Here is a 23,551-nt window from a genome sequence, read left to right as displayed (position 1 = left end):
CTGTGTGTGCATTCAATTTGGCGATCTGTCGGTCAGATTTATTGCGATGACACGTCAAGGCTTTGAGAAAAAACATCAACTTTACGCCCGTGGGCGTCGTCATTCCAGCGCCTGCGCACGCCCCTGAGACTCTTTCGCCGAAGGTGAGATAGGCCCCAAGATCAGGTCCGTAATTAACTGTGGTCGACGAACAGGAACCGGTTTCTCTGTATCGCTGGCTTCTGGAAAACAGCCTGTAACCGCAAGCCTTGTTTCTTGGTGGCTCTGCCAAATCTGTCGCTCTGTCTGGCGGAATAGTCGTATTTAGCTTTCGCAATTTTTGATTATTGCTGATCATCAGGGTGAATTTGATGTATTCTTGCTGAATGTGCTGGGAATTGACCAGGAGGACGACCCAAACAAAGCGCTTATACAAAATTAGAAGCGACTAGGGAGGAATTTGATGATGTACTATAGGCTAAAGGCGGTCAGGGGCTGTCGGATAATGATAGCTGCGCTGTTTTCCACTCTCTCTTTGAGTAATGCGATGGCGCAAAGTAACTCTGAGAGCGAAACCACAATCCCAGAGCCCGGGCCGTCCATCACCTTCACATCCTGGACCGGCCCTTACATGCGAAGTCAGATGCTTGGGTTTGTGCGCCCTTATGAGCAAGCCAAAAACGCCGATGTGCATGTTGCACATTACAATGGTGGCATCTCGGAAATCCGCGATCAGGTCGAAAGCGCAAATGTGATTTGGGATGTGGTCGACCTTACGCAAGCAGATTCACTTCGCGCCTGCGAAGAGGGCTTGCTGGAGAATATATCTGACATAGAACTGCCTGATGGCGTCGATGGCACACCATTTCGAGAGGATTTTGTCGAAGGTGCCCTGAATGATTGTGGCGTAGGAGTCATCGTATGGGGCACCGCATATGCGTATAACAATTCTCAATTCGCAGAAACGCCTCCATCAACCATTTCGGATTTCTTCGACACAGAAACCTATCCTGGGCCACGTGCCATCCGAAATGATCCGACAGTGATCATGGAATGGGCCCTTATGGCCGACGGCGTAGCCCGCGATGATGTGTATCCAACGCTCGAAACCGAAGAAGGTGTTGAGCGCGCGCTGAAAAAGATGGACGACATAAAAACCGGCCTGCAAATCTGGGAAACCGGGCGTGAACCCGTACGCCTGTTGAACTCTGGCGACATTGCGATGTCATCGATCTGGGCCACTACCGGTGCAACGGCCGCCCAGGAAGACGGTTCCGATTTTACGGTCAACATGGACGGCCGTGTGATTGAGCTGGATCTGTTCGGCATACCAAAAGGAAGCCAGAATAAAGAAGAAGCCATTGATTTTATTCGCTTTGCTAGCAGCTCAAATTCGCTGGCCGATATGGTCGGGCACCTGCCAAATGGTCCAACCCGAAAATCTTCGATGACACTCCTGTCAGATGACATTTTGGAGCGCATCCCGAACGGTCCGGCGTATGAAGACAATCTTTACATTCTGTCGGACGCCGAGTGGTGGGCCACCAACCACGGGCGCCTGGAAGAGGCGTTCCAGTCCTGGCTCGCAACCTCCGCCCGTCAGGGCGCTGCGGGTTCAACACGGTAAGCCGAAACAACAGGTCTAAGAGGTGCAAAATGAGTGATCAATCAACACAGAAACCTGACAATCTTGTAGCAAAGAGCGGCTTGTTCAAAGGTATGAATCCGACGATGGGTATCGCTTCGATGGTGATGATATTGGGGTTTGTGTTCTTCACGATCCGTGATGTTGAAGCTTCAAGTGCGATCTTTGCGACAGGTAAAAACTTTATCATCGGTAGCCTGGACTGGTTCTATGTACTGGTCGTTAACGCGGCACTGTTTTTCGTAATTTGGCTTATGATCAGCCGGTTCGGACACGTGAAGCTGGGCAAGGATGATGACGAGCCTGATTTTTCAACGTTTTCATGGATTTGCATGCTGTTTAGTGCGGGCTTGGGATCTGGTCTGATCTATTGGGGCGTTGCAGAGCCAATGTTCCATATCCAAGGCAGCCCATTCCTTGAGCGGGCGGGAATTGAACCAGGTTCGGTTGACGCCGCGGTTTCTGCGGTAACGATCACGAATTTCCACTGGGGTTTCCACGGTTGGGCTCTTTATGTGCTGGTTGGCCTCTGCCTTGCATATTTCTCGTACCGCCATGGGCTTCCTCTGACTTTGCGCACCGCTCTTTATCCTGTGCTGAAGGAACGGATCTATGGTCCCTGGGGTCATCTCGTCGATCTGATTGGCGTATTTGGTACAATCTTTGGCCTCGCAACCTCATTGGGGTTGGGCGTCACACCAATCGCCGCCGGTCTTGAGGATCTTGGCTGGATGGCAAACACCCAGACAAATCAGTTGATCCTCGTCGCAATCATCACCTGTCTTGGCACGGCTTCTGCTGCATCGGGTGTTGGCAAAGGCGTGCGTATCTTGTCTGAAGCCAACGTTATGGCAAGTGTTGGCCTGCTGCTCCTGTTCATCATTCTGGGGCCTACGGCATTCCTGTTGGGCATAACCATATCCGGATTTGGAGATTACCTCTGGACGGTGATACCCATGGGTTTCTGGATCAACGGTGAGCCCGAAAACCAATGGCAGAGCTGGTGGACGATCTTTTACTGGGGCTGGTGGATCGCATGGTGCCCGTTTGTTGGACTGTTCATTGCGCGGGTATCAAAGGGGCGGACGATCAAGCAATTCTGCTATTGCGTTCTTCTTATTCCAACCTCAGTCGTGATGCTCTGGATGGGTGTCTTTGGTGGCGCAGCAGCCGGGGTTGATCTGTTCTACGACGCAGGTGTCGTCGAGGCGGTCAACAATGACTACGCCGCTGGCGTATTCCAAACGGTCAAAGGATTTGGCTACACATGGTTGGTGTACCCGATCACAGTGTTGATTACGGTTCTGCTGATTTCGTGGTTTGTCACGTCTTCTGACTCGGGGACACTCGTGATGTGCACAATGCTGTCGATGGGTGACGAGCATCCGCCAATCAAGTTCCGTGTGTTTTGGGGTATTACCGCAGGCGTTGTTGCCGGTGTCCTAATGCTGGCCGGTGGGTTGAGCGCGCTACAGACAGCGTCCATCGTCGCAGGGCTACCAATCGCTGTGATCTTGTTGTTCATGATCTATGGTATTGTTTCGTCGCTTCACGCTGAGCATCCAGTGCCCGATGTTGAGGATAAGTACGAAATGGAGTTCCTCAACAGATAGGCAGCCATTGTGGTTCAATTTGTCGAGAGGCAGTTACATCTGCCTCTCGACAATTACAGACTTGGGTTTCGACCTGTCCGCGAAGCTTTCTTCGTTCTGATGTGAAGTTTGCCAAACTTTCTGGGAGCAAACGAATACGAAAGAACCTCTGCCTAATGGTTTCCACCAGCATCTCTGCTACCCGCGTGGTACAGCAACTGGATAGGCTTGTCGGCTCTCCATGGTGAGCCTCTCACACAATCTCGACCCGTGAACCAAAGGTACATTGTGGGGGATAGTCCGATCCTGGTCGTGATGGAGCGGTTTCTTTCGCCCATGCCTTCCATTGTCCCTTAAAGGTAATGCCCAGAGCCAAAAAACCAGGTTCGGAATGGAATGCAGGCTAAGTCTTCCGCCGTTTCGGGACAGAATCGCCACCTTTTGTAGATTTGGCCGCTGCGACTCGCGCTCGGTTCTTCTTGCTGCTTGACTTACCTTTGGGTGGAGGTGGACCCTTTGATGCTGTTCGGGCAGATTTGATATCGCCGCCTTTGGCTTCAGATTTACCGCCCTTACGTGCCTTTGGCTTTGCACCAACCGGTTTGAACAAGGCATCTGCCTCGTCTTTCGAAGCACGCTGGCGTTCTACTTTGGCTGATTTGACGGCCCTTGTGGAACGTTCTGCAGGGCTGGAAGGTGCCCGGCCCTCGGGTTCAGGCTTGCGACGTCCATAGGTTGCAGTGCCGCTCCGTTCGGTCGGAGTCGTATCTCGTTTGCTCGTAATCGGTTTGCCTCTTTGCTTTCCGATGGGCTTGGTCCGGCCAGTTTCAGCAAAGTCCGGTGCCGCGTCCAGACGCACGAGATTCTTGACCTTTTCGATCTTCATCTCGGGCCCAACGGCTGTCAGAAACCCTTCGACGCTGGGCTCACGTATCTCGAAATAGGTCACATCATCGGCAATCCGGATGGCCCCAATGTCATCCTTCGTCAGATTGCCTGACTTGCAGATCATCGGCAGCATATAACGCGGCGACGCATTTTGATTGCGCCCCTCGGACAGCGAAAACCAGACGCTGGGGCCAAAGGCCGCGCGCGGTTTCTGGCTTTGCTCATCGACCGTCGACAACTCTTCTGGCGCGGAATGACGCAGCTTGTACTGCCGCAGGTAAGCTGCTGCAATCTGCTCAGGAGTAAAGCTTTCTACCATTTTCTGAACTGCTGCGCGTTCACTTTCCGTAATCTCTGCTTGCCAGTCATCCGATGCGAACATCCTCACCTGATCGCGTTCGGTCACCTCTTCGGCTGACGGGGCTGTCCCCCAATCGGCGGTCAGCTTGGCGAATTTCAGAATACGTTCCGCCTTTTTCCGCGACGCGGGTGCAACCACTAGTGCGCTAACGCCCTTGCGCCCGGCCCGGCCTGTTCGACCCGAGCGGTGCAGCAGTGTTTCATGGCTGTTTGGCAGTTCCGCATGGACCACCAAATCAAGGTTAGGCAAATCAATACCGCGGGCGGCAACATCCGTTGCCACACAGACCCTGGCACGCCCATCGCGCATGGCTTGCAAGGCGTTCGAGCGTTCGCTCTGGGTCAATTCTCCGGATAGGGCGACGACCGAAAAGCCCCGGTTTGACAGGCGCGCGGTCAGACGTGACACCATCGCGCGGGTATTGCAGAACACGATGGCGTTCGGCGCCTCATAATAGCGCAACACATTGATAATTGCATTCTCGCCGTCGCGCGGACCGACCAACATAGCACGATAATCAATATCGGCGTGCTGCGTCTTTTCGCTGACGGTGCTCACACGTTCTGCATCGCGCTGATACCGTGTCGCCAAATTGGCAATCGCACGTGGGACAGTGGCAGAAAACAGCAAAGTCTGACGGTCTGATGGTGTTTCATCCAGAATGAATTCCAGATCCTCTCGAAACCCGAGATCCAACATCTCGTCGGCCTCATCAAGAACCACGGCGCGAATGGCCGTCAGGTCGATCGAGCCCCGCATGATATGATCCCGCAGCCGTCCCGGAGTGGCGACAACAATATGCGCGCCACGCGCCAACGCACGGCGTTCATCCCGAATATCCATACCTCCGACGCAGGACGCCAGAAACGCGCCCGTATCGGCGAACAACCAGCTGAGTTCACGCTTTACCTGCAGCGCCAGTTCCCTCGTTGGTGCTACAACAAGTGCCAGCGGTGCGCCCGAGGTTTCGAAAGTCTCAGCGTCACCCAAAAGTCGCGGCGCAATCGCCAGACCGAATCCGATGGTTTTACCCGATCCGGTTTGGGCCGAAACCAGCATATCCTTCCCTTCCAGTTCGGGCCGGGTTACAGCCTGCTGAACTTGGGTTAAGGTGTCATAGCCCTTGCGAGCCAGCGCATTTGCAATGGTTTGTTTCACAGCGGTGGTTCTTTTCATCGGTCAGGAGATGGGATTGTGCGGTATTGCAATCAATGCATCATCCATGGGTAAAGACAGCCCCTTAACGAGTGTCTTGACTATTGTATAGCCACGAACCGGGGCAGATGCGGTGAAAATCCCGTATCCTGCCCATACTGCTCCCTTTCAGTAGCGGCTTGAGACCCTCGCCGCTTTCGGTTCAATTTGTTGAGACGCGGCAGAAGCGCAGGCTTGGAATAATCAAAACAGGCGTTTTTCTGTAGAGCTTTCAACCGTCTGTAAACCAGCTGTCCCTGTCGGGCTGGCGGTTAACGTGACTACTCCTTCGGGAAATCTACTACAAGCAGTCGGATTCGATAGCTTCTACGACCACGTTATCTTCGAATTTAGGGCATGACGTTGAGCCAATGGCGCGGTCCCTCTTGCGTCTATGCAGACGCCAGCCGTTTCATTGCGCTCATGAGAGGCATGGCCCGTACACCTCCCTGCCCCGGCACTTCCTTGTCGTTGGCATAGACAAGGATGCGCTCTGAGACGTCCAATTCTTCTGTCGCGATGTGAAACCCACGCGTAACCTTCGCTGATGTCGTCCGCTTGATCTCTATGGCCCAGAGGCCGCCGCGGGGAAGTTTCAATAACAAATCTACCTCAGCCCCTGCTGAAGAGCGATAGAAGCTTGCTTCTGTTCCGCGTGGTGCCGCGGCGATCAGGTTCTCGATACAGAATCCTTCCCAACTGCCGCCGACAACCGGGTGCCCAAGCAGGTCTTCCTGTGTTTCGATCCCAAGAAGTGCATGGGCCAGCCCGGAATCGCGAATATAAACCTTGGGAGATTTGACCAGACGCTTTCCGGCATTGGAATGCCAGGGCTGCAAACGGCGCACCAGCATCAGGTCGACCAGCAAATCAAGATAGCGCGCAACGCTCTGGCCCGATACGCCAAGGTTTCCCGCAAGTTTCGCCGCATTGAGTAACCCGCCTTGCTCATGGGCAAGCATTGTCCAGAACCGGCGCAATGTTTCCGCCGGGATGCGCAACCCGAAAGCCGGAACATCGCGTTCCAGATAAGTGCGGATGAAATCCTCGCGCCATGCCAGGCTGGTTTTGTCGTTCTTAGTAAGGAAGCTATCTGGAAACCCACCCCGCAACCACAGCGCAGAGATCGAGTCCACTCCGGTTTCCGACAAAATGAAAGGCGTCAGCTCGTGATAGCTGACCCGGCCAGCCAAGGATTCTGCGCTTTGGTGCAGAAGCGTGTTCGAGGCCGACCCCAGCAGCAGGAATTGCCCAGTCCGATACCCTTGTCTTCGTCGTCGGTCGATCTGACCGCGTAATGCCTTAAACAGGCCCGGCATAAGCTGAACTTCATCGATCACCACCAGGCGCCCAACCTGCTCGTCGAGATAGAGGTCTGGCTCTTCGAGCACCTGGCGATCAGCAGATCTCTCCATATCAAGATAGACAGCGTCACGGCTTTCAGCGATATCCTGCGCGAGAGTTGTCTTCCCAACTTGCCGCGGCCCAAGCAGGACTACGCCCGCCTGGTTCTCGAGAGAGTCTTCAACTGACTTTCTATCACCGCGCTTGATCATACCTTGCATTTATTCCATTTGGTGGAAGATTTACAAGGATAAAATTCCAAATTACTGTCCAGTGAAACCCTATCGTCTCGGCCCTTCACCCCAAAACCATGACACGCAAGTCTGGACCTTAGGTCGAGCATAATCGTGGAAAGCTGCGTCCCATTTGATCAAGAGAAAATTTAACCTGAGTACGTTCTTCTTTCTTAACTATTAAATTCGAAAAGTCCTCTTTGCGTCCCTCAATTTCATTTCCATTGCCCTGAAGGGCGAAGCCAACTAGGTACTTGCCGCGCACAAACCCCTAAGAATCTGCGAAAAATCAAATCGCAGAAAGGACCAGGATCATGACCATACCGGCAATCAAAAACGCTGACACAGGCACGCTGGCTGGCTCGGGAATGCATATTCTGGTCGATCATTACGGCAGCCAATACCTAACCGACGTAACGCGCATCGAAGAGGCACTGACCCGCGCGGCGCGGGAGGCTGGCGCAACGATACTGTCGGGCAAGTTCCACAAATTTGGCGGGCACGGCGGTGTGACCGGGGTGTTGTTGCTGGCAGAATCGCATATCTCGATCCACACTTGGCCGGAAAATGATTATGCCGCCATGGACATCTTCATGTGTGGCACAACGCAACCGGACAAAGCGGTCGCATATCTTGAGAAGCACCTGCGCCCTGCCCGAGTTGAAATTACGCGCGTCAACCGCGGTTTACCGGAACCAGTAGTCCCAACCGTCTAAGTAGTATCCCATCAATGCGTGCGATTGCAGTGTATTAGGTTCGGCATCGACCCGGTCGGTATCACCGCCAAAAATCTGTGCCGCGCGCCAAACATCATCGTCGAGATAGCTCAACCCATCCGGCAGTTCGATTCTACGGTCGGTCAATGGTTCAAATGTAGCCAGAACAAACCCCCATTCGCCGAAGCTCGGCACGTAGCTGTGATAGGGAACCGCCTGCAGTCCCCGTCCGGGCCTTTGCGGATTGCGGCTGCTCTCGATCGTTTCGGCCACCGACCAAAAGGCCTGCCGAGCAAAGAACGGTGATCCGGCCTGGGTGACAAAGACCCCCTGCCCGCTTAGCCGTTCGGCCAGCAAGCCGTAGAATTGCTTGGTGTATAGTCTGGACAAGGCGATGGATTTGGGGTCTGGCAGATCAATGATCACCACGTCGTAAATCTGGGTTTCCCGCTCCAGAAATCTCCAGGCATCTTCGTTGACAACCGTCACGCGCGGGTCGCTGAGAGCATTGTCGTTCAGCTTGGACAGATCTGGATGGTCGCGAAACAACTGCGTCACACGCGGATCAAGATCCACCAGCGTCACAGACTGCACCTCGGGATAGCGCAGCACCTCGCGCGCGGCCATGCCGTCTCCGCCCCCCAAGATCAGAACGTCAAGCGTGCGCGGCGCAAGGGCCATGGCCGGATGCACAAGTGGCTCGTGATAGCGGTGTTCGTCAAGGGAATCGAACTGGATCGAATGATCCAGAAACAGGCGCACCCGGTCGCGGTACCGGGTGACGGTGATCTGCTGATACGACGTGGCCTCGGACAGGATGACATCATCTTCGAACAGTTCGGCCTCGGCGACCGAGACCAGCCGTTCGGACTGCCACAGTGCGCCCAGAGTTGCCACAAAGGCCACCGCCCAGACTGCCACCTGGACCCGCGTAGCCCATTCCCGAAACACCAGCAGAGACAGGCCAGCCACGGCAAGGTTTAGACCGCCAAAAGCCAGACTCGCCGACATCAGCCCCAGATACGGGATCACCAATAGTGGAAACGCCAATGAGGCGACCAGCGCTCCGATGTAGTCGACGCTCAGCACGTTCTCAAATCGGAACTTCAGCGCCCCGATCTGTTCAAGCACACGGGCAATTAATGGGATCTCCATCCCGGACAGGATGCCAATGGCAATCAAAGCGCCGTAAAGCGGCAAGGCCACCTGCCCCAACCACGCATAATTCAGAAACAGCACCGGCGCCAAAAAACCGCCAACGATGCCCAGAAGGATCTGCGCCCAGACAAAACCGGAAAACGCATCCGAGACAAAGCGCGACAGCCAAGCACCTACTCCCATCGCCGACAGAAAGATGCCAATTACCAGTGAAAACTGGCGGACGGAATCCCCCAGCAGATAACTGGACAAGGTGGCGGCAATCAGCTCGTAGATCAGCCCGGCGACGGCCACCAGAAAAGTGGCCAGTAGCAACCACGCGGCGCGCGCCTCAACCGCGCGGGGCTGGGTCATGACAGGATGACGGCCGCGATGATGATGGACACCGCCACAAATAGCAGCCCGATCAGGATCGCCAACGCGATGTTCTGATCCTTTTCGATCTCGTGCACAACCGAGAACGGCGTCATCCAGTCGATCACCTTCCACACGACCCACATCAGCGTCACGCCCAGAAGGGTGTAGAAGATTGTGCTGATGATTTCTGCAATCTGAATTGCTGCCATATAATCCATTGATTCCTCACTATTTTATCCGATTTGACCGATAGTACCCGCCGCCACCGCTGCCGACCCGAACCGAGGTGTCCAAGTCACGGCTTTCGGCCCAATACCCATGCCACGAGACATAACCCGTGGCAGCCACGGCCAGGGTTGAAATGACGACGAAAATGATCCTGAAAGCTGTCACTTTAATCCTCATTTACCCAATCAGTTCCCGACCACCGGGCGCGTTGATGCAACCATTTGCGCCCGAACTGAAACAGGAACAGCGCTCCAAAAACCCCGGCCAGCGCGAATGTCCAAAGACCACTGGACAATCCGGTTTTGACACTGACCTGCAACTGGCTGAACGGCTGCCCCGGTACATGGCCTACGCCCGACCCGGTCCAAAGCCCCTGCTCAGGCACGTCTAATACCAGTGTGTAATCGCCTGTGCGATCTGGTCGAAACGTCAGGCTCGCAAATTTGCTGCCTTCGCTCCACGATCCTTCCGAGTCGCGCCCGGTGTAATATTCGATCGTTCGGCCCGCCTCGAATACTGGCTCTCCTTCGGGATCAAGCAGCTCGATGTCCAGATAGATCCAACTGTTTTTGACATTGCCCGAGAAGGAAACGCGCGTCAGTTGGCTGTCGGCTTCAAGCGGTATCGCAATCTCGGCCGGGAAGTCGCCACGTTTTAGCACCTGACGCTCTATCGCCCTCTCTCCTGATCGTTGAGAGAAGGAAACCGCCATCACAAGACAAAGGATCGTAAACACGAATGATACGACCAGCAAAAATCTATAGTTTGGGCCCTCGATGAAAGGTTGCAGCGGATGCACCCGATGTGGGTTCAGGTTCAATGAAACCCCAAAAGCTGCTTCGGCCTGCTGTTTCGAAACATAGAACGAGCGATAGGTCTCACGCTCGGACCCGGTGGTCGAAAACCCCAGCATCGCCGTATCAGACATCGCCGAAATCGTGGTTGTCTTTTCCCCCAGCGACGGCGGCCAGGTGAATTCACCCTCAACATAGGTGACCGCGCTTGTGGTGGTCTCGTAATACACATAGCGCCCATCCTCGGTCGTCACAGAGGGAGGGGATTCCGCTGTCTCAACCCACCGCTCCGACATCCAGGCCGATCCGCGATAGCGTCTGGAAAACACCAGATGCCCCGCCTCAAGCGTCAGCCAGGCATAGCCGTGAGTTGGCGAATAGAGCTGATGGTCTATCCATTGGTAGACCCGTCCGCCCCAGCGCTCGGCATGTTCGATCAGACCAATTATGGTGAACTCAGCACCATACAACGACCCACTCATCCCAATCGAAAGCGGAGTTTCCGGGCGTTTCTGATCCTTGAACTGGCGTAGAGTCCGGTAGTTGTTCTGTGCATCCAGTTCGGCCCCGCAATAGGAACAGATCTGCACGATCACCCTGCCCCCGCCCAGCACATCCAGACCGGCGCCGCAGCAAGTGCAGTTGATCGAAAGAAGACTTGGATTTCGGGTCATGACTGCCGCTGAACCTTCACATCAAACGCGTCGTACCACCGACCGTAGAACCAGATCGCATGACCCGGCCAGAATTCACCGGACAACAGAGCCTCGTCTCCGGCGGATGCGTTCACGAATTCATGGCTTTCCCCGACCTTTAGCACCTCATCGAATTGTCCGCGCAGGGCGATGCATTCGGCATGTTCAACTTCGGTAACCGTGAATGTGGCCGCGTCGAAATCCAGCGTTTCGCCCAGCTTGAACGGAGGCATGAATTTCGGCGTGTCCTTTTCGGTCAAGCGTTTCTGCCGAACGACATCTCCCTCATCGAGCGATATCCAGCAGGTGCGGCCATCACCATCGACACCGCAGAACTCATCCCAGAACCCCCGCCCGTAGGAATAGCGCGCATGACCAAGAATCAATGTCGACGTTCGACCCAGTTGCACTTGATCGCCTATCCCGAACAAAAGCGGTGCATCGTGCATCTCACCCTGCTGGCCCGCCGATTGAACCTGGACATCATTGATCATCAACGTCGTACCGCAGGACGCACAGGTGGCAACCTTTATCCCTTTCAGCGCAATCGGGGTTTGCGCACCGCAGTTTGGACAGTTCAAAGTCTTCATGCTTTCAAGTCGCGCAAAGAAAATGAAAGTTCAAGCCGTTATTGGTTCTGGAGAATACACGTCCGGTGCCGCCTCGCCCTTGTTGCCAGAATTCAAACAGAACCACATAGGTGGAACTGAACATGCTGGCGGTTCTGTTAGAGGTGCCGTCAGCCCCAGCAATCATCTGAGTTAGTCGTGAAATAGGGTATCAGCTGCGTCTTTGCTTATGGTTGTGCCTTTCCGGCCCGCGACGATTTCCGCCAGGTCGGCCAAGGCGCCGATGGCTGCAGAATTGCCGGTAAGCCGTGCAAACTGGGCGGCGGCCTCGACCTTTGGGCCCATCGAACCGGCGGCGAAATTGAACTTGGCCATGGCATCTGGTGAGGCGGCTTTTATACCACGCTGAGTATCGGTACCCCAGTCCAGATAGGCACAATCAGCATCCGTTGCCGAAATGAACAAATCGGCCCCGACCTCTCGGGCCAGCAGCTCTGAGGCCAGATCCTTGTCGATCACCGCTTCTATCCCCTCCAGATAACCCGGAGAAGTATAGGCCGTGGGAATGCCCCCGCCACCGGCACAGATCACCACGGTTTGCCGTTCCAGCAGCCATTTAATCGGCCTGATTTGAAAAATCCGTTTCGGCAGCGGAGAGGCAACAACCCGTCGCCATTTGTCACCATCCGCACGAATTTGCCAGCCCTTGTCGGTGGCCAATCGTTCAGCCTCGGGTTTGTCATATACCGGACCGATGAATTTTGTGGGGTCGTCAAAGGCGGGATCCTTGGCATCGACCTCAATCATGGTCAGCAGCGTGGCCAGAGGCGTCTCGGGCGGCAGACGGTTGCCCAGCTCTTGCTCGATCATGTACCCGATCATGCCCTCGGTTTCCGCCCCAAGCACGTCCAGCGGATAGGCCTCATCCGGTTTATAGGCGTTGCCCTGTAGGGCCAGCAATCCCACCTGAGGGCCATTCCCGTGGGTCACAATCAACTCGTTCCCCTCGGCAATGGTGGCCAACGCCTGCGCGGCGATGGCTGTGTTTTCACGCTGGTTCTCGGCGGTCAGGGCCTGACCGCGCCGCAGCAGCGCATTGCCCCCAAGGGCGACGACGATCCGCATAGCTCAGGCCCCCAGAGTGGCGACCAGAACGGCCTTGATTGTGTGCATTCGGTTTTCGGCCTGTTCGAACTGAATACCGGCGGGGCTTTCGAATACCTCTTCGGTGACCTCCATTTCGGTGATGCCGAATTTCTCGTGGATGTCTTCGCCCACTTTAGTCTCGGTATTGTGAAAGGCGGGCAGGCAATGCATGAATTTGACGTTTGGATTGTTTGCCGCTGCCATTAGCGCGCTGTTGACCTGATAGGGGGTCAGCTGCTTGATCCGGCTGTCCCAGACCTCGGGTGCTTCGCCCATCGAGACCCAGACATCGGTGTGGATGAAATCCACGCTATCCACGGCGGCCGCAGGATCATCGGTGATGGTCAGCGTCGCGCCGTAACGGGCGGCGGCTTCTTCCGCCGGACCGCGGAATTCGTCGGACGGCCACAGATCACGTGGGGCGGCGATGCGGACGTCCATCCCCATCATGCAGCCCGCGATCATCAGCGAATGGCCCATATTGGACCGCCCGTCGCCCACATAGGCGTATTTGATGTCATGCAGGGGCTTTTCTCCATATTCCTGCATGGTCAGCAGATCGGCCAGCATCTGGGTCGGGTGGAACTCATCGGTCAGCCCGTTATAGACCGGCACGCCCGCATTGGCGGCCAGAGTTTCCGCCAGTTCCTGCCCAAAACCGCGATATTCAATGCCGTCGAACATGCGGCCCAGCACGCGGGCAGTGTCCTTCATGCTTTCCTTATGCCCGATCTGTGACCCCGAGGGCCCAAGATAGGTGACACCGGCACCCTGATCCATCGCGGCCACTTCAAAGGCGCACATGGTCCGGGTCGAGGATTTCTCGAAGATCAGGCAGATGTTCTTGCCTTTTAGATGCTGGATTTCAGACCCCGCATATTTTGCGCGCTTCAGATCGCGCGACAGGTCCAGCAGATAACGCAGCTCACGCTGGTCAAAATCGAGCAGTTTCAGAAAGCTGCGGCCCTTGATGTTAAATGCCATTGGTCAATCTCCTTTTTCAGTAATCCGGTTCAATAATCCACGGGGTCACGCCAGATCGGGCAGGTCATGCAATGCCCGCCGCCTCGCCCACGCCCCAGTTCCGAGCCCGAGATCGTGATCACCTCGACCCCCGCCTTCCGCAGCAGCGTGTTGGTATAGGTGTTGCGGTCATAGGCAACGACCACGCCGGGCTCTAACGCCACCACGTTGTTGCCGTCGTCCCACTGCTCGCGTTCCTGATTGAATGCGTCTCCGCCTGTCTGAACGATGTTCAGAGATTTGATCCCCAGGCATTCGGCGGCCACATCGAACAGATGTTTGTCATCGCGCCGGAAGTCGATCGTGTCCTCTTTGTTTCCGGGGCGCAGGCTGATGCACTGGATGTCGTTACAGACATCAACATAGGCAGTCGCGGTCTCGCGGTCGCAATGGCTGAACACTGTATCCAGATGCATAGCCGCGCGGCTGCGGGGCATCTGACAGGCAACAACCCTCTCCGCCGCGCCTTTGGCAAACAGAGCGCGGGCGACTTGACCAACCGCCTGCGGACTGGTGCGTTCGCCCATGCCAATCAACACACTGCCATTGCCCCAGGGCATGACATCACCGCCTTCGACCGTGGCCGCGCCGTGATCCTTGTCTGGGTCACCCCACCAGATCTCGAAATCTGCGTCGCGGAACTCGGGGTGGAACTTGTAGATCGCGGTCACCAACAGGGTTTCGGGGCGCCGCGCCGGCCAGTACATCGGGTTGACCGTCACGCCGCCATAGATCCAGCAACTGTTGTCACGAGTGAACTGCGTATTTGGAATCGGTGGAATCACAAAGCCCAATGGCCCCAGATAGCTGCCGAACATACCTGAGGGTTTGAACGGCATATCTTCGACCGCGATGCCGCCGATCAGATATCTGGCCAGATCCTTGGCCGCCATCTCATCCAACCAGCCGCGCAGCTCATTCAGCATACCGACGCCCACCTGATTTTCGGTAATGCGGCGGTCCAGAACCCAATTACGGGCTCCCTTGTCCTTCAGCGTTTCTGCAAGCAGCGTCTGGAATTCTAAAACCTGAACCCCGCGATCCTCCATCTTCATGCGGAAATCGGCATGGTCAGAGCGGGCTTTGTGCACCCAAAGGACATCGTCATATAGCAACTCAGCCGCATTGCCAGGGGTCAGGCGGGAATGGGCCAGACCCGGTTCGCAGACCATCACCTTTCGAAGTTTCCCAATCTCGGAATGTGTGCCAAATCCAGTCATGATATCTCCTTTGATGTAATCGCGCCGGACTGCCAACGCAGCCAGACATGGATGGGCAACCCAGCCAACAGCAACAGGACGCCCCAGAAAACGACGTCTTTTCCAGCGCCGAAAATCGCCCAGAATGAATAGACAAAACCGAGACCCGCCAGCACAAAGGCCTGCGGTGGCAGGCGGGTGCGTTCTTTGCGTTTTGCGCGGATCATTATCTCGGCACCTGCGCACAGCAGGTAGGGAACCAGCGTGGATAGGGTGGCCAACAGAATGATGAATTCAAATTGTTCAGCCAGGGATCGGGTATAGTTCATAGCGATCAAAGCGCTGGCTAGCAGGCTTGAGGAGATCAGGCCAAATGCAGGCGTACCGGTCCGTGACACCCGGGCAAAACCGGCCGGGAACAACCCGTCGCGGGCAGCGCCCAGTGGCACTTGCCCGGTAAGTAGCACAAATCCGTTGAGCGTGCCGAAGGTCGAAACGCAGGCCCCGGCCGCGATGAATACCGCACCGCCAAACCCCCACATCACATGCGCAACATCCGCCAGCGGTGCGTTGCTTCCGGACAGCGTGCCGGATGGCACTACCCCAAGCGCCACATAGGTCGTGGCGATATAGACCAATGCGGCAACACAGGTTCCGACAATCGTCGCAAGAGGGATCGTTTTGGTAGGGTTCCTGACATCGTCCGCCGGAACCGTTGCGGATTCGAGCCCCACAAAGGCCCAAAGCGTCAGCGCCGCGCAGGCCGAGATAGCCGAAATGTTCGACATTCCACTAAGGTTGGCCGGCTGGAAGTTGGCCGGTTGGACATGGGACAGTCCCAGCAGGATCAGCACCAGCAGCGGGGCCAGTTTCATCACCGTGGTCACCACCTGCACAATCCCGGCCTGCCGCACGCCGCGCAGATTGACCCAGGTGAGCAGCCAGATCGCTCCCAGAGAAACCGCCAACCCCGCCAGCGCAGTTTCCCCGATGGCGGGTACCATAAAGCTGAGATAGCCAGCAAAGGCGACGGCAACGGCGGCATTCCCAGACCACAGCGCGATCCAATAGCCCCAAGCAATCAGGAAGCCCGCGAAATCACCAAAGCCCTCGCGCGCATAAGCGTATGGCCCACCGGTATTTGAAGACAATCGCGCCAGTCGCCCGAAGATTAACGCCAGAACAATCGCGCCTCCTGCGGTCAGAACCCATCCCGCCATCGAGATTGGCCCGAACGCGGCCAGAGAAGACGGCAGCAGGAAAATACCGGACCCGATCATATTGCCCACCACCAGCGCGGTGCACATCCAGAACCCAAGGGTTCCTTTGGGTTTAGATCGGGTGTCGGTGGGCATAATGCGACCTCATGCCAACGCGGAAAGGCTGAGCCCGGCCATGATGATGACGATCAGGATCAGTAAAAGCGGCCACATGAAACTGAGCCAGCGTTCATAGGGCACACGCCCCAGGGCAAGCCCGCCCATGACCACCGCAAAGGTGGGGTTAATCAGGTTCACCAAACCGCTGGCTGACTGATAGGCCGTCACGACCAAAGACCGTTCTACGCCGGAAAAGTCTGCTAGCGGCGCCATGATCGGCATCGTCAGAACCGCCAAGCCCGAAGATGACGGGACGAGGAAGGACAACAGCCCCTGCAAGGCGAACATCGCATTGATAAAGGCCACTTTGCCTAAACCATCCACGGCACCTTCTGCCCAATACAAAATGGTATCGGTGATGTTTCCTGCGTCCATGACCACTACGATCCCGCGTGCGATCCCGATCACCAGCGCAACGCCCAGCAAATCCCGGGCACCGTCAACGAAGGTCGAGGTGAATTCCTCTTCCCCGATCCGTGCGATCAATCCCACGACTATCGAGGACACAATGAACAGGCCGGACATCTCGGCCATCCACCAGCCTCCTGCCGCGACACCCCAGATCATCACGCCAAAGCTGGCCGCAAAGATCAAAAGGATCAGCCCATGCATACTCGTAAAGGTCGGAGCTTCACCGCCCGTGCGGCCACCTTTGAGGAAATGCGCCTCATTGCTTTCGCGCTTGTCGGCAACGATGGACAGATCCGGATCGGCTTTGACCTTGGCTGCATATCGCATGACAAAAACCACACAGGCCAACCAGCATGCCAGCAACAGCGCAAAGCGCAGCATTATGCCATTGGTGAAGGGCACCCCCGCCGCATCCGAGGCGATGACTGTGGCAAACGGGTTAATCGTCGATCCCAGCGTGCCAACCCCCGCCCCCAGCATGATGATGGCCACACCCACTACCGCGTCATAGCGCGCGGCAATCATCACTGGGATGATCAGCGCGTAAAAAGCCAGTGACTCTTCGGCCATGCCATAGATTGTGCCCCCCGCAGCAAAGAAGGCCATCAAGATGGGGATCATCCATTTCTCGCGCCCCTTCAGACGCACCATTGCGCGCGCAATCCCGGCGTCAATCGCCCCGGTTCGCGTTACAACTCCCAAAAAACCGCCAATCACCAGCACAAAAAGTGCAACATCAATCGCCCGCGCTTCATAACTGACAGGGTCATAGAACCCCCCGATAGGGGCCAGTACGACATCATAGAACCCCTGCGGATTGGGCTCGACAACCTGATAGCTGCCCGGTACCGGAACATCGCGTCCCAGGGCTTCGTTAGCGACGCGGTCATATTGGCCAGCGGGAACAAACCAGGTTGCAATGGCGACCAGTGCTATCAACGCAAACAGAATTGTATATGCAGTTGGAAACTTGAGCTTCATGTCATCAAACTCCTAAAAGAGCTGAGATTGGGTTTCGAAACTTCCGGTCTCTTCATACAGTCTCAATATGAGATTACAAAGGATGAATGACCCCGAGGCGACCTGAACGGTTCTACATGAACGCCATTCGCTGGCGCTGCGCATTGACCTGCATCAATAGAATTCAGGCTGACGCCGGATTCAGGTTGGTCAGTTTTTGCTTTCCTACAGATCGTAAGTTGCTCATTTGAGTGCAACGTTTAGCACCTTGCGATCCATCGCCCCAGTCTGGCAGAAACCCGCTTGAGACTGTGGTGATCATGTTGACATATCAGCCCATTTCCCTGAACCGGGAAGTCGCACATTTGCATTAGGCTTACCAAAGGCTAATGTGCAAGAAATTAAGGCGCAAATGCCCGTATCGAACAGTAACCCAAGGCTAACAACGTGAGCTCTGAAATTCCCAGGTCCCTGCCTGCCAGACATGAGTTGCGCAAGGTGCGCAACAAGGGGCTGTCATTTCTGGCACTGGCCTTCCTGTTCAGCATCTTTGTCAACCTGCTGATGCTGACGGGGCCTTTATTCATGCTGCAGGTTTATGACCGGGTCCTTGCCTCTCGGGCGGTTGAAACCCTCACGGCGCTGTTTCTGATTGTCGCTCTATTATATAGCCTTATGGCCATGCTGGATTTTGCGCGAGGACGTATCGTTGCGCGGTTCGGAGCGAGGTTCCAGTCGCAACTGGACGAGCGGGTGTTCGAGGCAACGCTGCGAAAATCTCTTGTTCCGCAGGCCCGTGCAGCCCCAGCCACTGCCTTGCGCGACCTTGAGGCAATCCAGAACCTGTGTTCCTCACCTGTTTTGCTGGCCGTAATGGATATCCCCTGGACACCGGTTTTTCTGGCAGCAATCTTCCTATTCCACCCGATGCTTGGATGGCTTGCGGTTGCGGGTGGCGCGATCCTGATTGTCATCGCTCTGCTTAATCAGGCGCTCACTCATAGAAAGGTTGCCGCTGCGCAGCAGGCCTCGGCGCGGGCAGGCTCATTCTCGGAACATGCCAGACAAGCCGCAGAAGTTGTCCGCTCGCAAGGAATGCAGCACGACATCTCGCAACGCTGGCTGACCCAGAGGACCGATGCGCTGAGACAGACCATCTCGGCCAGCGATTGGACCGGAAGCTTTACCTCATTAACCAAGTCGATGCGGCTGTTCTTGCAATCTGCCATGCTGGCATTGGGAGCTTTGCTGGTTTTAAGAAACGAACTGTCCCCTGGGGCAATGATTGCAGGGTCCATCCTGCTTGGGCGCGCATTGGCCCCGGTCGAGCAGGCGGTGGGCCAATGGGCATTGGTGGAGCGTGCGCGATCTGCGTGGATTTCACTGAACCGATTCCTGGACACCACCCCGCCCGAGCCGGACCGGACCAAATTGCCTGTACCAGATGCGCACCTGACCGCCAAAGGACTGACCGTTGTACCACCCGGCGCCGATTTACCGACACTCAGGAACGTTTCACTGAAACTAGAACCGGGCAAAGCTTTGGGCGTGATCGGCAAAAGCGGGTCAGGAAAATCCACGCTTGCCAAGGCCCTGTTAGGATTGTGGAAACCGGCCGTTGGCGAAATCAGGCTTGGAGGCGCTACGCTGGATCAATACGGCACTGATGATTTGGGCCAACACATCGGCTATCTGCCGCAGGAAGTCACTTTGTTCAACGGAACAGTGACCGAAAACATCGCCCGGATGTCCCAAAACCCGGATTCGGAAGCGGTCATCGCTGCAGCAAAAAAAGCCAAGGCACATGACCTGATTCTGACGTTGGAAAAGGGGTACGACACGTTTCTGGAAGGCAATGACAGTCAACTGTCGGGTGGTCAAAAGCAACGTATTGCTCTGGCGCGCGCTTTGTATGGCGATCCGGTCCTGCTGATCCTGGACGAGCCGAATTCCGCCCTCGACGCTGATGGCACTGAGGCATTGAACACCGCGATCCGAGAACTGAAGGCCACGGGTAAATCAGCCATCATCATGACGCACCGACCACAGGCCATTTCGGAATGCGACGATCTTGCTGTTGTTGAAAATGGCCAGGTCGTGAAATCCGGCAGCCGCGATGAGGTGCTAAGCGCCATGGTTCAGAACGCAAATGCGATCAAAAAAGGTCTGGCACGGGTGGGTGAGTAATGCAAAAGCCCAATCATAATGACACGCGCCCTGTTTGGCGCATTACATTTCCTGCTCTGGTCGGGTTTCTCGCACTGGCTATTTTAATCGGCGGGTTGGGCTTTTGGGCGGTGCAGACCAGACTGGCAGGCGCCATTGTATCGCAGGGCGTCATCGAAGTTCAAAGCAACCGCCAGGTAGTCGAGCATCCAGACGGTGGCGTGGTCGGCGAGATTTTTGTACGCGACGGTGATTCCGTCACCGGCGGCGACATTCTGTTACGTCTGGATGACACGTTTCTGACCTCGGAAAAGACCATCGTTGAGGCGCAGCTGTTTGAATTACTCGTCCGAAAGGCGCGGCTTCAGGCCGAACGCGATGGCACTGATCTGACTGTTTTGACATCCGCGCTGAACGACGTACAGAAACAAGAAGACATTGACCCTGAGCTGATCGCCGGCCAGCAACGCCTGTTCGAGGCACGTCTGAATACCCTAAATCAGCAGACTCAGCAGTTGAGCAAGCAACGCATTCAGATAGAAAGCGAGATCGAGGGCACCTTGGCGCAACTGGTCTCGCTGCGCCGTCAGGTCGATCTGATACAGGAGGAGCTGCAGGACCAGCAAAGCCTGCTTCAACGCGGCCTGACACAAGCCAGTCGGGTATCCGCCTTGCAACGCGAAGAAGCCAGCCTGACAGGTGAAATAGGCAGGCTCGAAGCGGCTGCCGCGCGGCTCAAAGGCCAAATCGCGGCAACCGAGATCAAGATTGTAGAACTGCAGGCGACACGCCGCGAAGAAGCAATCACCGCCCTACGCGATGCGCAATCGAAAATCGCGGAACTGTCTGAACGCAGGCTCTCGTTGGCTGTTCGTCTATCGCGGCTGGATATTAGGGCGCCGGTTTCCGGTACAGTCTATGGAAGCCAGGTGTTTGCACTGCATTCGGTAGTGCAACCGGCAGAACCGATGATGTATGTCGTACCACAGGAAATTCCTCTGCTGATCGCCGCTCGCGTAGATGCGATTCATGTGGACCAAGTGTATATTGGGCAGCCCGCCCTCCTGCGATTTCCCGCCTTCAACCAACGCGAAACCCCCGAAATCGAAGGGCATGTTGTCACGATTTCTGCCGATACGTTCACTGATGAGAACACCGGACACACATTTTATCGCGCTGAAATGTTACCTGATGCCAACCAGATCGAGCGCCTGAACGGGCAACGCCTTGTACCCGGCATGCCAGTCGAAGCGATGATCAAGACGGACGAGCGATCCCCGTTTTCATATCTGATAAAACCGATGGCCGATTACTTTAACAGGGCCTTCCGGGAATAGATTCCGTCGTCTTTAAACCGCTTCGAGATTGCCCAACAGGATCGAAGTCATGTCAGTCGTGATCACTCCGTCTACCGCGACGACATCGACACCGGTTTCGTAGGTCACGTTTGAACTTGTGATCCCCGACAAATCGGCATCTGCGTCCAGAAACACCCACTCTGCCTCATGCGCTGTGGGCAATCCGACGGCGATCTGCAAGATAGCCAGCGCATCCAGAGCGTTGATGAGGCCATCTTGATTTATATCGGCCGCAATCAGGTTTTCCGGTGCTGCCTGCCCCCATGTCGGGTCCAGTCCCACGGAAAGTCGCAAGACCTGCAATGCGTCCAGAGCGGTGATCTCGCCGGTCCCAGCCGAATAGGACTTTATGATATCCAGTTCACCGATAAATGTGCCCGAAGGCAGATCCAGATCGAACCTCCCTTCATCGTCGGCTTGGACACTAACCGCGCCGCCCCCTTCCGGGTTGAAATGTATTTCAGCGTTTGACAGGCCGGGATTTGCAGCTTGTGAATCAATGGTAATATCCCCTTGAATGCCTGCCGAACTGTCCGGGTCGAGCCCGCCCAAACCGTTCAAATCCACCGGAATATGGTCTGGTCCGCCAAATCCGGCGCCAAAGACATCTGAACTGGTCAGCGGAGCACCTGACGCCGAAAACACCTGAACCACATTATCCAGATACTCGATCTGCGCACCTTGCACGGTGGACGTAAAAGTGAGCTGTCCAGGTGAGCGCAGAAATGGATAGTCAAACAGATCCAGCCTGTCCGATCCGACTTCAAAATCGGTAATCGTTGTCATCGCGGTTCCGGTCTGCATCACAAAGATATCAGACCCGGAACCGCCGGTCATCGTAGTGGCCCCAATCCCCGCTATCAGGATGTCATCGCCGCCGCCGCCAAGTAGAGAGGCATCAAGGATGCTGCCACTGAGCATATCGTTCTGCGCGGTGCCAGTGACTGTCCCATAACCGTCCGCGACGATACCCAGGTCAGCGACCGAAAAAGTAAGCTGCGTCAACCCAGCCTCTTCTTGTGAGGCCGCAAAGATCTGAATTTCGTCCCCGACATGGGCCACGCTGAGCGATTCGACATTTTGCAGCGCGGTGCTCAACGTATCGGCAAAACTGTCCAGATAGACCAGTTGACCATCCGGTGTCAGGGTAAACAGTGTCACCCCATCATCGCCTCCCCCGGCCACGACAAACACCTGACCATTCACTTCGACCACGGCCAGGTCCTGAGCCGATTCAAAGCGGGTATTCAGTGTATCCAGCACATGATCGGTGGGTATCAACCGGCCATCACCAGACAGCTCCATGACGCTGATCGTGTTGCTTTCGCTGCCAGCAACGACGACCCAGGAATGGCCATGCGCCTGCACAATTTCGACGGCCGTTGGGGCGCCAATGCCCAAGGTCGAGACCCCATCGCCGGAATCTGCGAGGCTCAAGGTTCCCGCGCTGCTGTCCACCAAATAGGTCGTTATCGAATTGCTGGTGGCGTCGGTTGCGACGACAAAATGATCCGACCCGGAGTGAGCGGTCTGGATCGAGTCGGCCTGACCTGCAACGGCCCCTGCAAAGGTCAGTGAGCCATCTGAGCCGACCGTATAGGTCGAAATCAACCCGCTGCCCTCTTGCGCCACGGCCAGAATGTCGACCGATCCAAAGGAAACCTGCACTAAGGCCGAATAGCCACCCCCACCGCTCAGGGTCCCGGTTTCCTGTAATTCTCCGATAGTTCCGTCTGGAAGGATTTCGTAGCTGACAAGGCCGGTTGCGGACCTGACATCCAGAACGATGTGATCGCCCCCCAACAGAGAAACCGTTACCCCGGAACGTCCAACTGTGCCCGAGATTGTACCACTGAAATATTCTATGTCTTGCTGCTGGGGAACCGCGCCTTCGACGAGGTGCCATACAACAATGCCCCCTCCCTGTCCGGTCAGGCTGTACAGATACGTTTCCCCGTTAAACGTTTCTAAAGCCGTATCGCCGATACCTGAATCGAGCGCTGCGCTCCCTGTTGCAACTACTCCGCCGAACTGAAGCATCATACCAAATCACCCCACGCCAAAATCTGGCTCTTGAACAGGATGATCTGATGCCCGGTCCAATACCAAAGCGGGATTGTGGTGAAAACGAGGAGTTCGGTTTCAGTTTAACACAA

19 protein-coding genes are annotated in these 23,551 nt (G+C 55.9%); 6 read left to right on the top strand and 13 right to left on the bottom strand.

Going from position 1 to position 23,551, the window contains the following annotated elements; genetic code table 11:
• The first annotated feature begins 526 nt into the window (after positions 1-526).
• Positions 527-1,606, top strand: a complete 1,080-nt coding sequence (locus AC2FH6_RS11810) for an extracellular solute-binding protein (protein WP_496702725.1) — start codon at positions 527-529, stop codon at positions 1,604-1,606.
• 29 nt (positions 1,607-1,635) lie between these two features.
• Complete coding sequence (locus tag AC2FH6_RS11805; RefSeq protein ID WP_496698393.1) at positions 1,636-3,237, top strand: BCCT family transporter; 1,602 nt, start codon at positions 1,636-1,638, stop codon at positions 3,235-3,237.
• A gap of 382 nt (positions 3,238-3,619) precedes the next feature.
• On the opposite strand, the gene AC2FH6_RS11800 is transcribed toward AC2FH6_RS11805, so the two are convergent.
• Positions 3,620-5,623, bottom strand: a complete 2,004-nt coding sequence (locus tag AC2FH6_RS11800; RefSeq protein ID WP_496702723.1) for a DEAD/DEAH box helicase — start codon at positions 5,621-5,623, stop codon at positions 3,620-3,622.
• Positions 5,624-6,051: 428 nt separating this feature from the next.
• Entirely contained in the window at positions 6,052-7,224 is a 1,173-nt protein-coding gene (locus tag AC2FH6_RS11795) for an ATP-binding protein (protein WP_496702721.1), read from the bottom strand.
• A 326-nt stretch (positions 7,225-7,550) separates the two neighbouring features.
• Here AC2FH6_RS11795 and speD point away from each other — a divergent pair, with 326 nt between their 5' ends.
• Positions 7,551-7,952: an adenosylmethionine decarboxylase gene (gene speD, locus AC2FH6_RS11790; RefSeq protein ID WP_496702719.1), complete on the top strand. Its 402-nt coding sequence runs from the start codon at positions 7,551-7,553 to the stop codon at positions 7,950-7,952.
• Here the strand turns inward: speD and AC2FH6_RS11785 are convergent.
• Genes AC2FH6_RS11785 through AC2FH6_RS11765 form a run of 5 tightly spaced genes read right to left on the bottom strand, consistent with a single transcriptional unit; the run spans position 7,923 to position 11,678 of the window.
• Positions 7,923-9,464, bottom strand: coding sequence for a polyamine aminopropyltransferase (locus AC2FH6_RS11785; protein WP_496702717.1), 1,542 nt, complete (start codon positions 9,462-9,464; stop codon positions 7,923-7,925). The two genes, speD and AC2FH6_RS11785, sit on opposite strands and share 30 nt — an antisense overlap.
• Positions 9,461-9,685, bottom strand: a complete 225-nt coding sequence (locus AC2FH6_RS11780; RefSeq protein ID WP_496702715.1) for a DUF350 domain-containing protein — start codon at positions 9,683-9,685, stop codon at positions 9,461-9,463. Before AC2FH6_RS11780 ends, AC2FH6_RS11785 begins: the two co-directional genes overlap by 4 nt.
• Before the next feature lie 10 nt (positions 9,686-9,695).
• Positions 9,696-9,860 (bottom strand): hypothetical protein, encoded by a 165-nt coding sequence (locus AC2FH6_RS11775; RefSeq protein WP_185956671.1) that lies wholly within the window; start codon positions 9,858-9,860, stop codon positions 9,696-9,698.
• Between the two features lies 1 nt (position 9,861).
• The gene (locus tag AC2FH6_RS11770) at positions 9,862-11,163 is read right to left on the bottom strand and encodes a DUF4178 domain-containing protein (RefSeq protein WP_496702713.1); all 1,302 of its coding nucleotides are present in this window, start codon (positions 11,161-11,163) and stop codon (positions 9,862-9,864) included.
• Positions 11,160-11,678: a DUF4178 domain-containing protein gene (locus AC2FH6_RS11765; protein WP_496691570.1), complete on the bottom strand. Its 519-nt coding sequence runs from the start codon at positions 11,676-11,678 to the stop codon at positions 11,160-11,162. Before AC2FH6_RS11765 ends, AC2FH6_RS11770 begins: the two co-directional genes overlap by 4 nt.
• A gap of 25 nt (positions 11,679-11,703) precedes the next feature.
• Between AC2FH6_RS11765 and AC2FH6_RS11760 the strand changes: the two genes are divergently transcribed.
• A complete protein-coding gene (locus AC2FH6_RS11760; RefSeq protein ID WP_496702711.1) occupies positions 11,704-11,949 on the top strand; it encodes a hypothetical protein in 246 nt (81 codons plus the stop codon).
• Here the strand turns inward: AC2FH6_RS11760 and arcC are convergent.
• From arcC to AC2FH6_RS11735, 5 genes are read right to left on the bottom strand one after another with little or no spacing between them, the layout of a single operon-like run.
• Complete coding sequence (gene arcC / locus AC2FH6_RS11755; protein ID WP_496702709.1) at positions 11,946-12,878, bottom strand: carbamate kinase; 933 nt, start codon at positions 12,876-12,878, stop codon at positions 11,946-11,948. The two genes, AC2FH6_RS11760 and arcC, sit on opposite strands and share 4 nt — an antisense overlap.
• 3 nt (positions 12,879-12,881) lie before the next feature.
• Positions 12,882-13,883: an ornithine carbamoyltransferase gene (gene argF, locus AC2FH6_RS11750; RefSeq protein ID WP_496702707.1), complete on the bottom strand. Its 1,002-nt coding sequence runs from the start codon at positions 13,881-13,883 to the stop codon at positions 12,882-12,884.
• Between the two features lie 29 nt (positions 13,884-13,912).
• Entirely contained in the window at positions 13,913-15,142 is a 1,230-nt protein-coding gene (locus AC2FH6_RS11745) for an arginine deiminase (protein ID WP_496691568.1), read from the bottom strand.
• On the bottom strand, positions 15,139-16,476 hold the full coding sequence (locus AC2FH6_RS11740) for an amino acid permease (protein WP_496702706.1): 1,338 nt from the start codon (positions 16,474-16,476) through the stop codon (positions 15,139-15,141). Before AC2FH6_RS11740 ends, AC2FH6_RS11745 begins: the two co-directional genes overlap by 4 nt.
• Before the next feature lie 9 nt (positions 16,477-16,485).
• On the bottom strand, positions 16,486-17,892 hold the full coding sequence (locus tag AC2FH6_RS11735) for a YfcC family protein (RefSeq protein ID WP_496702704.1): 1,407 nt from the start codon (positions 17,890-17,892) through the stop codon (positions 16,486-16,488).
• 426 nt (positions 17,893-18,318) lie between these two features.
• Here AC2FH6_RS11735 and AC2FH6_RS11730 point away from each other — a divergent pair, with 426 nt between their 5' ends.
• The gene (locus AC2FH6_RS11730) at positions 18,319-20,058 is read left to right on the top strand and encodes a type I secretion system permease/ATPase (protein WP_496702702.1); all 1,740 of its coding nucleotides are present in this window, start codon (positions 18,319-18,321) and stop codon (positions 20,056-20,058) included.
• Complete coding sequence (locus AC2FH6_RS11725) at positions 20,058-21,374, top strand: HlyD family type I secretion periplasmic adaptor subunit (protein WP_271948965.1); 1,317 nt, start codon at positions 20,058-20,060, stop codon at positions 21,372-21,374. Before AC2FH6_RS11730 ends, AC2FH6_RS11725 begins: the two co-directional genes overlap by 1 nt.
• A 12-nt stretch (positions 21,375-21,386) precedes the next feature.
• On the opposite strand, the gene AC2FH6_RS11720 is transcribed toward AC2FH6_RS11725, so the two are convergent.
• On the bottom strand, positions 21,387-23,438 hold the full coding sequence (locus AC2FH6_RS11720; protein WP_496702700.1) for a beta-propeller fold lactonase family protein: 2,052 nt from the start codon (positions 23,436-23,438) through the stop codon (positions 21,387-21,389).
• Positions 23,439-23,551 lie beyond the last annotated feature (113 nt).

This window comes from Ruegeria sp. CDSC045 (assembly GCF_059610725.1).
Note: the sequence above shows the minus strand (reverse complement) of the source record. Positions and strands in the feature narration are given on the sequence as shown.

What these genes read in the sequence shown, in the direction of transcription:
- AC2FH6_RS11795 (WP_496702721.1), bottom strand. Translation starts at nt 7,224, where the DNA reads ATGCAAGGTATGATCAAGCGCGGTGATAGAAAGTCAGTTGAAGACTCT.
- AC2FH6_RS11785 (WP_496702717.1), bottom strand. Translation starts at nt 9,464, where the DNA reads ATGACCCAGCCCCGCGCGGTTGAGGCGCGCGCCGCGTGGTTGCTACTG.
- arcC (WP_496702709.1), bottom strand. Translation starts at nt 12,878, where the DNA reads ATGCGGATCGTCGTCGCCCTTGGGGGCAATGCGCTGCTGCGGCGCGGT.
- argF (WP_496702707.1), bottom strand. Translation starts at nt 13,883, where the DNA reads ATGGCATTTAACATCAAGGGCCGCAGCTTTCTGAAACTGCTCGATTTT.
- AC2FH6_RS11740 (WP_496702706.1), bottom strand. Translation starts at nt 16,476, where the DNA reads ATGCCCACCGACACCCGATCTAAACCCAAAGGAACCCTTGGGTTCTGG.
- AC2FH6_RS11765 (WP_496691570.1), bottom strand. Translation starts at nt 11,678, where the DNA reads ATGATCAATGATGTCCAGGTTCAATCGGCGGGCCAGCAGGGTGAGATG.
- speD (WP_496702719.1), top strand. Translation starts at nt 7,551, where the DNA reads ATGACCATACCGGCAATCAAAAACGCTGACACAGGCACGCTGGCTGGC.
- AC2FH6_RS11805 (WP_496698393.1), top strand. Translation starts at nt 1,636, where the DNA reads ATGAGTGATCAATCAACACAGAAACCTGACAATCTTGTAGCAAAGAGC.
- AC2FH6_RS11770 (WP_496702713.1), bottom strand. Translation starts at nt 11,163, where the DNA reads ATGACCCGAAATCCAAGTCTTCTTTCGATCAACTGCACTTGCTGCGGC.
- AC2FH6_RS11810 (WP_496702725.1), top strand. Translation starts at nt 527, where the DNA reads ATGGCGCAAAGTAACTCTGAGAGCGAAACCACAATCCCAGAGCCCGGG.
- AC2FH6_RS11720 (WP_496702700.1), bottom strand. Translation starts at nt 23,438, where the DNA reads ATGATGCTTCAGTTCGGCGGAGTAGTTGCAACAGGGAGCGCAGCGCTC.
- AC2FH6_RS11745 (WP_496691568.1), bottom strand. Translation starts at nt 15,142, where the DNA reads ATGACTGGATTTGGCACACATTCCGAGATTGGGAAACTTCGAAAGGTG.
- AC2FH6_RS11780 (WP_496702715.1), bottom strand. Translation starts at nt 9,685, where the DNA reads ATGGATTATATGGCAGCAATTCAGATTGCAGAAATCATCAGCACAATC.
- AC2FH6_RS11725 (WP_271948965.1), top strand. Translation starts at nt 20,058, where the DNA reads ATGCAAAAGCCCAATCATAATGACACGCGCCCTGTTTGGCGCATTACA.
- AC2FH6_RS11735 (WP_496702704.1), bottom strand. Translation starts at nt 17,892, where the DNA reads ATGAAGCTCAAGTTTCCAACTGCATATACAATTCTGTTTGCGTTGATA.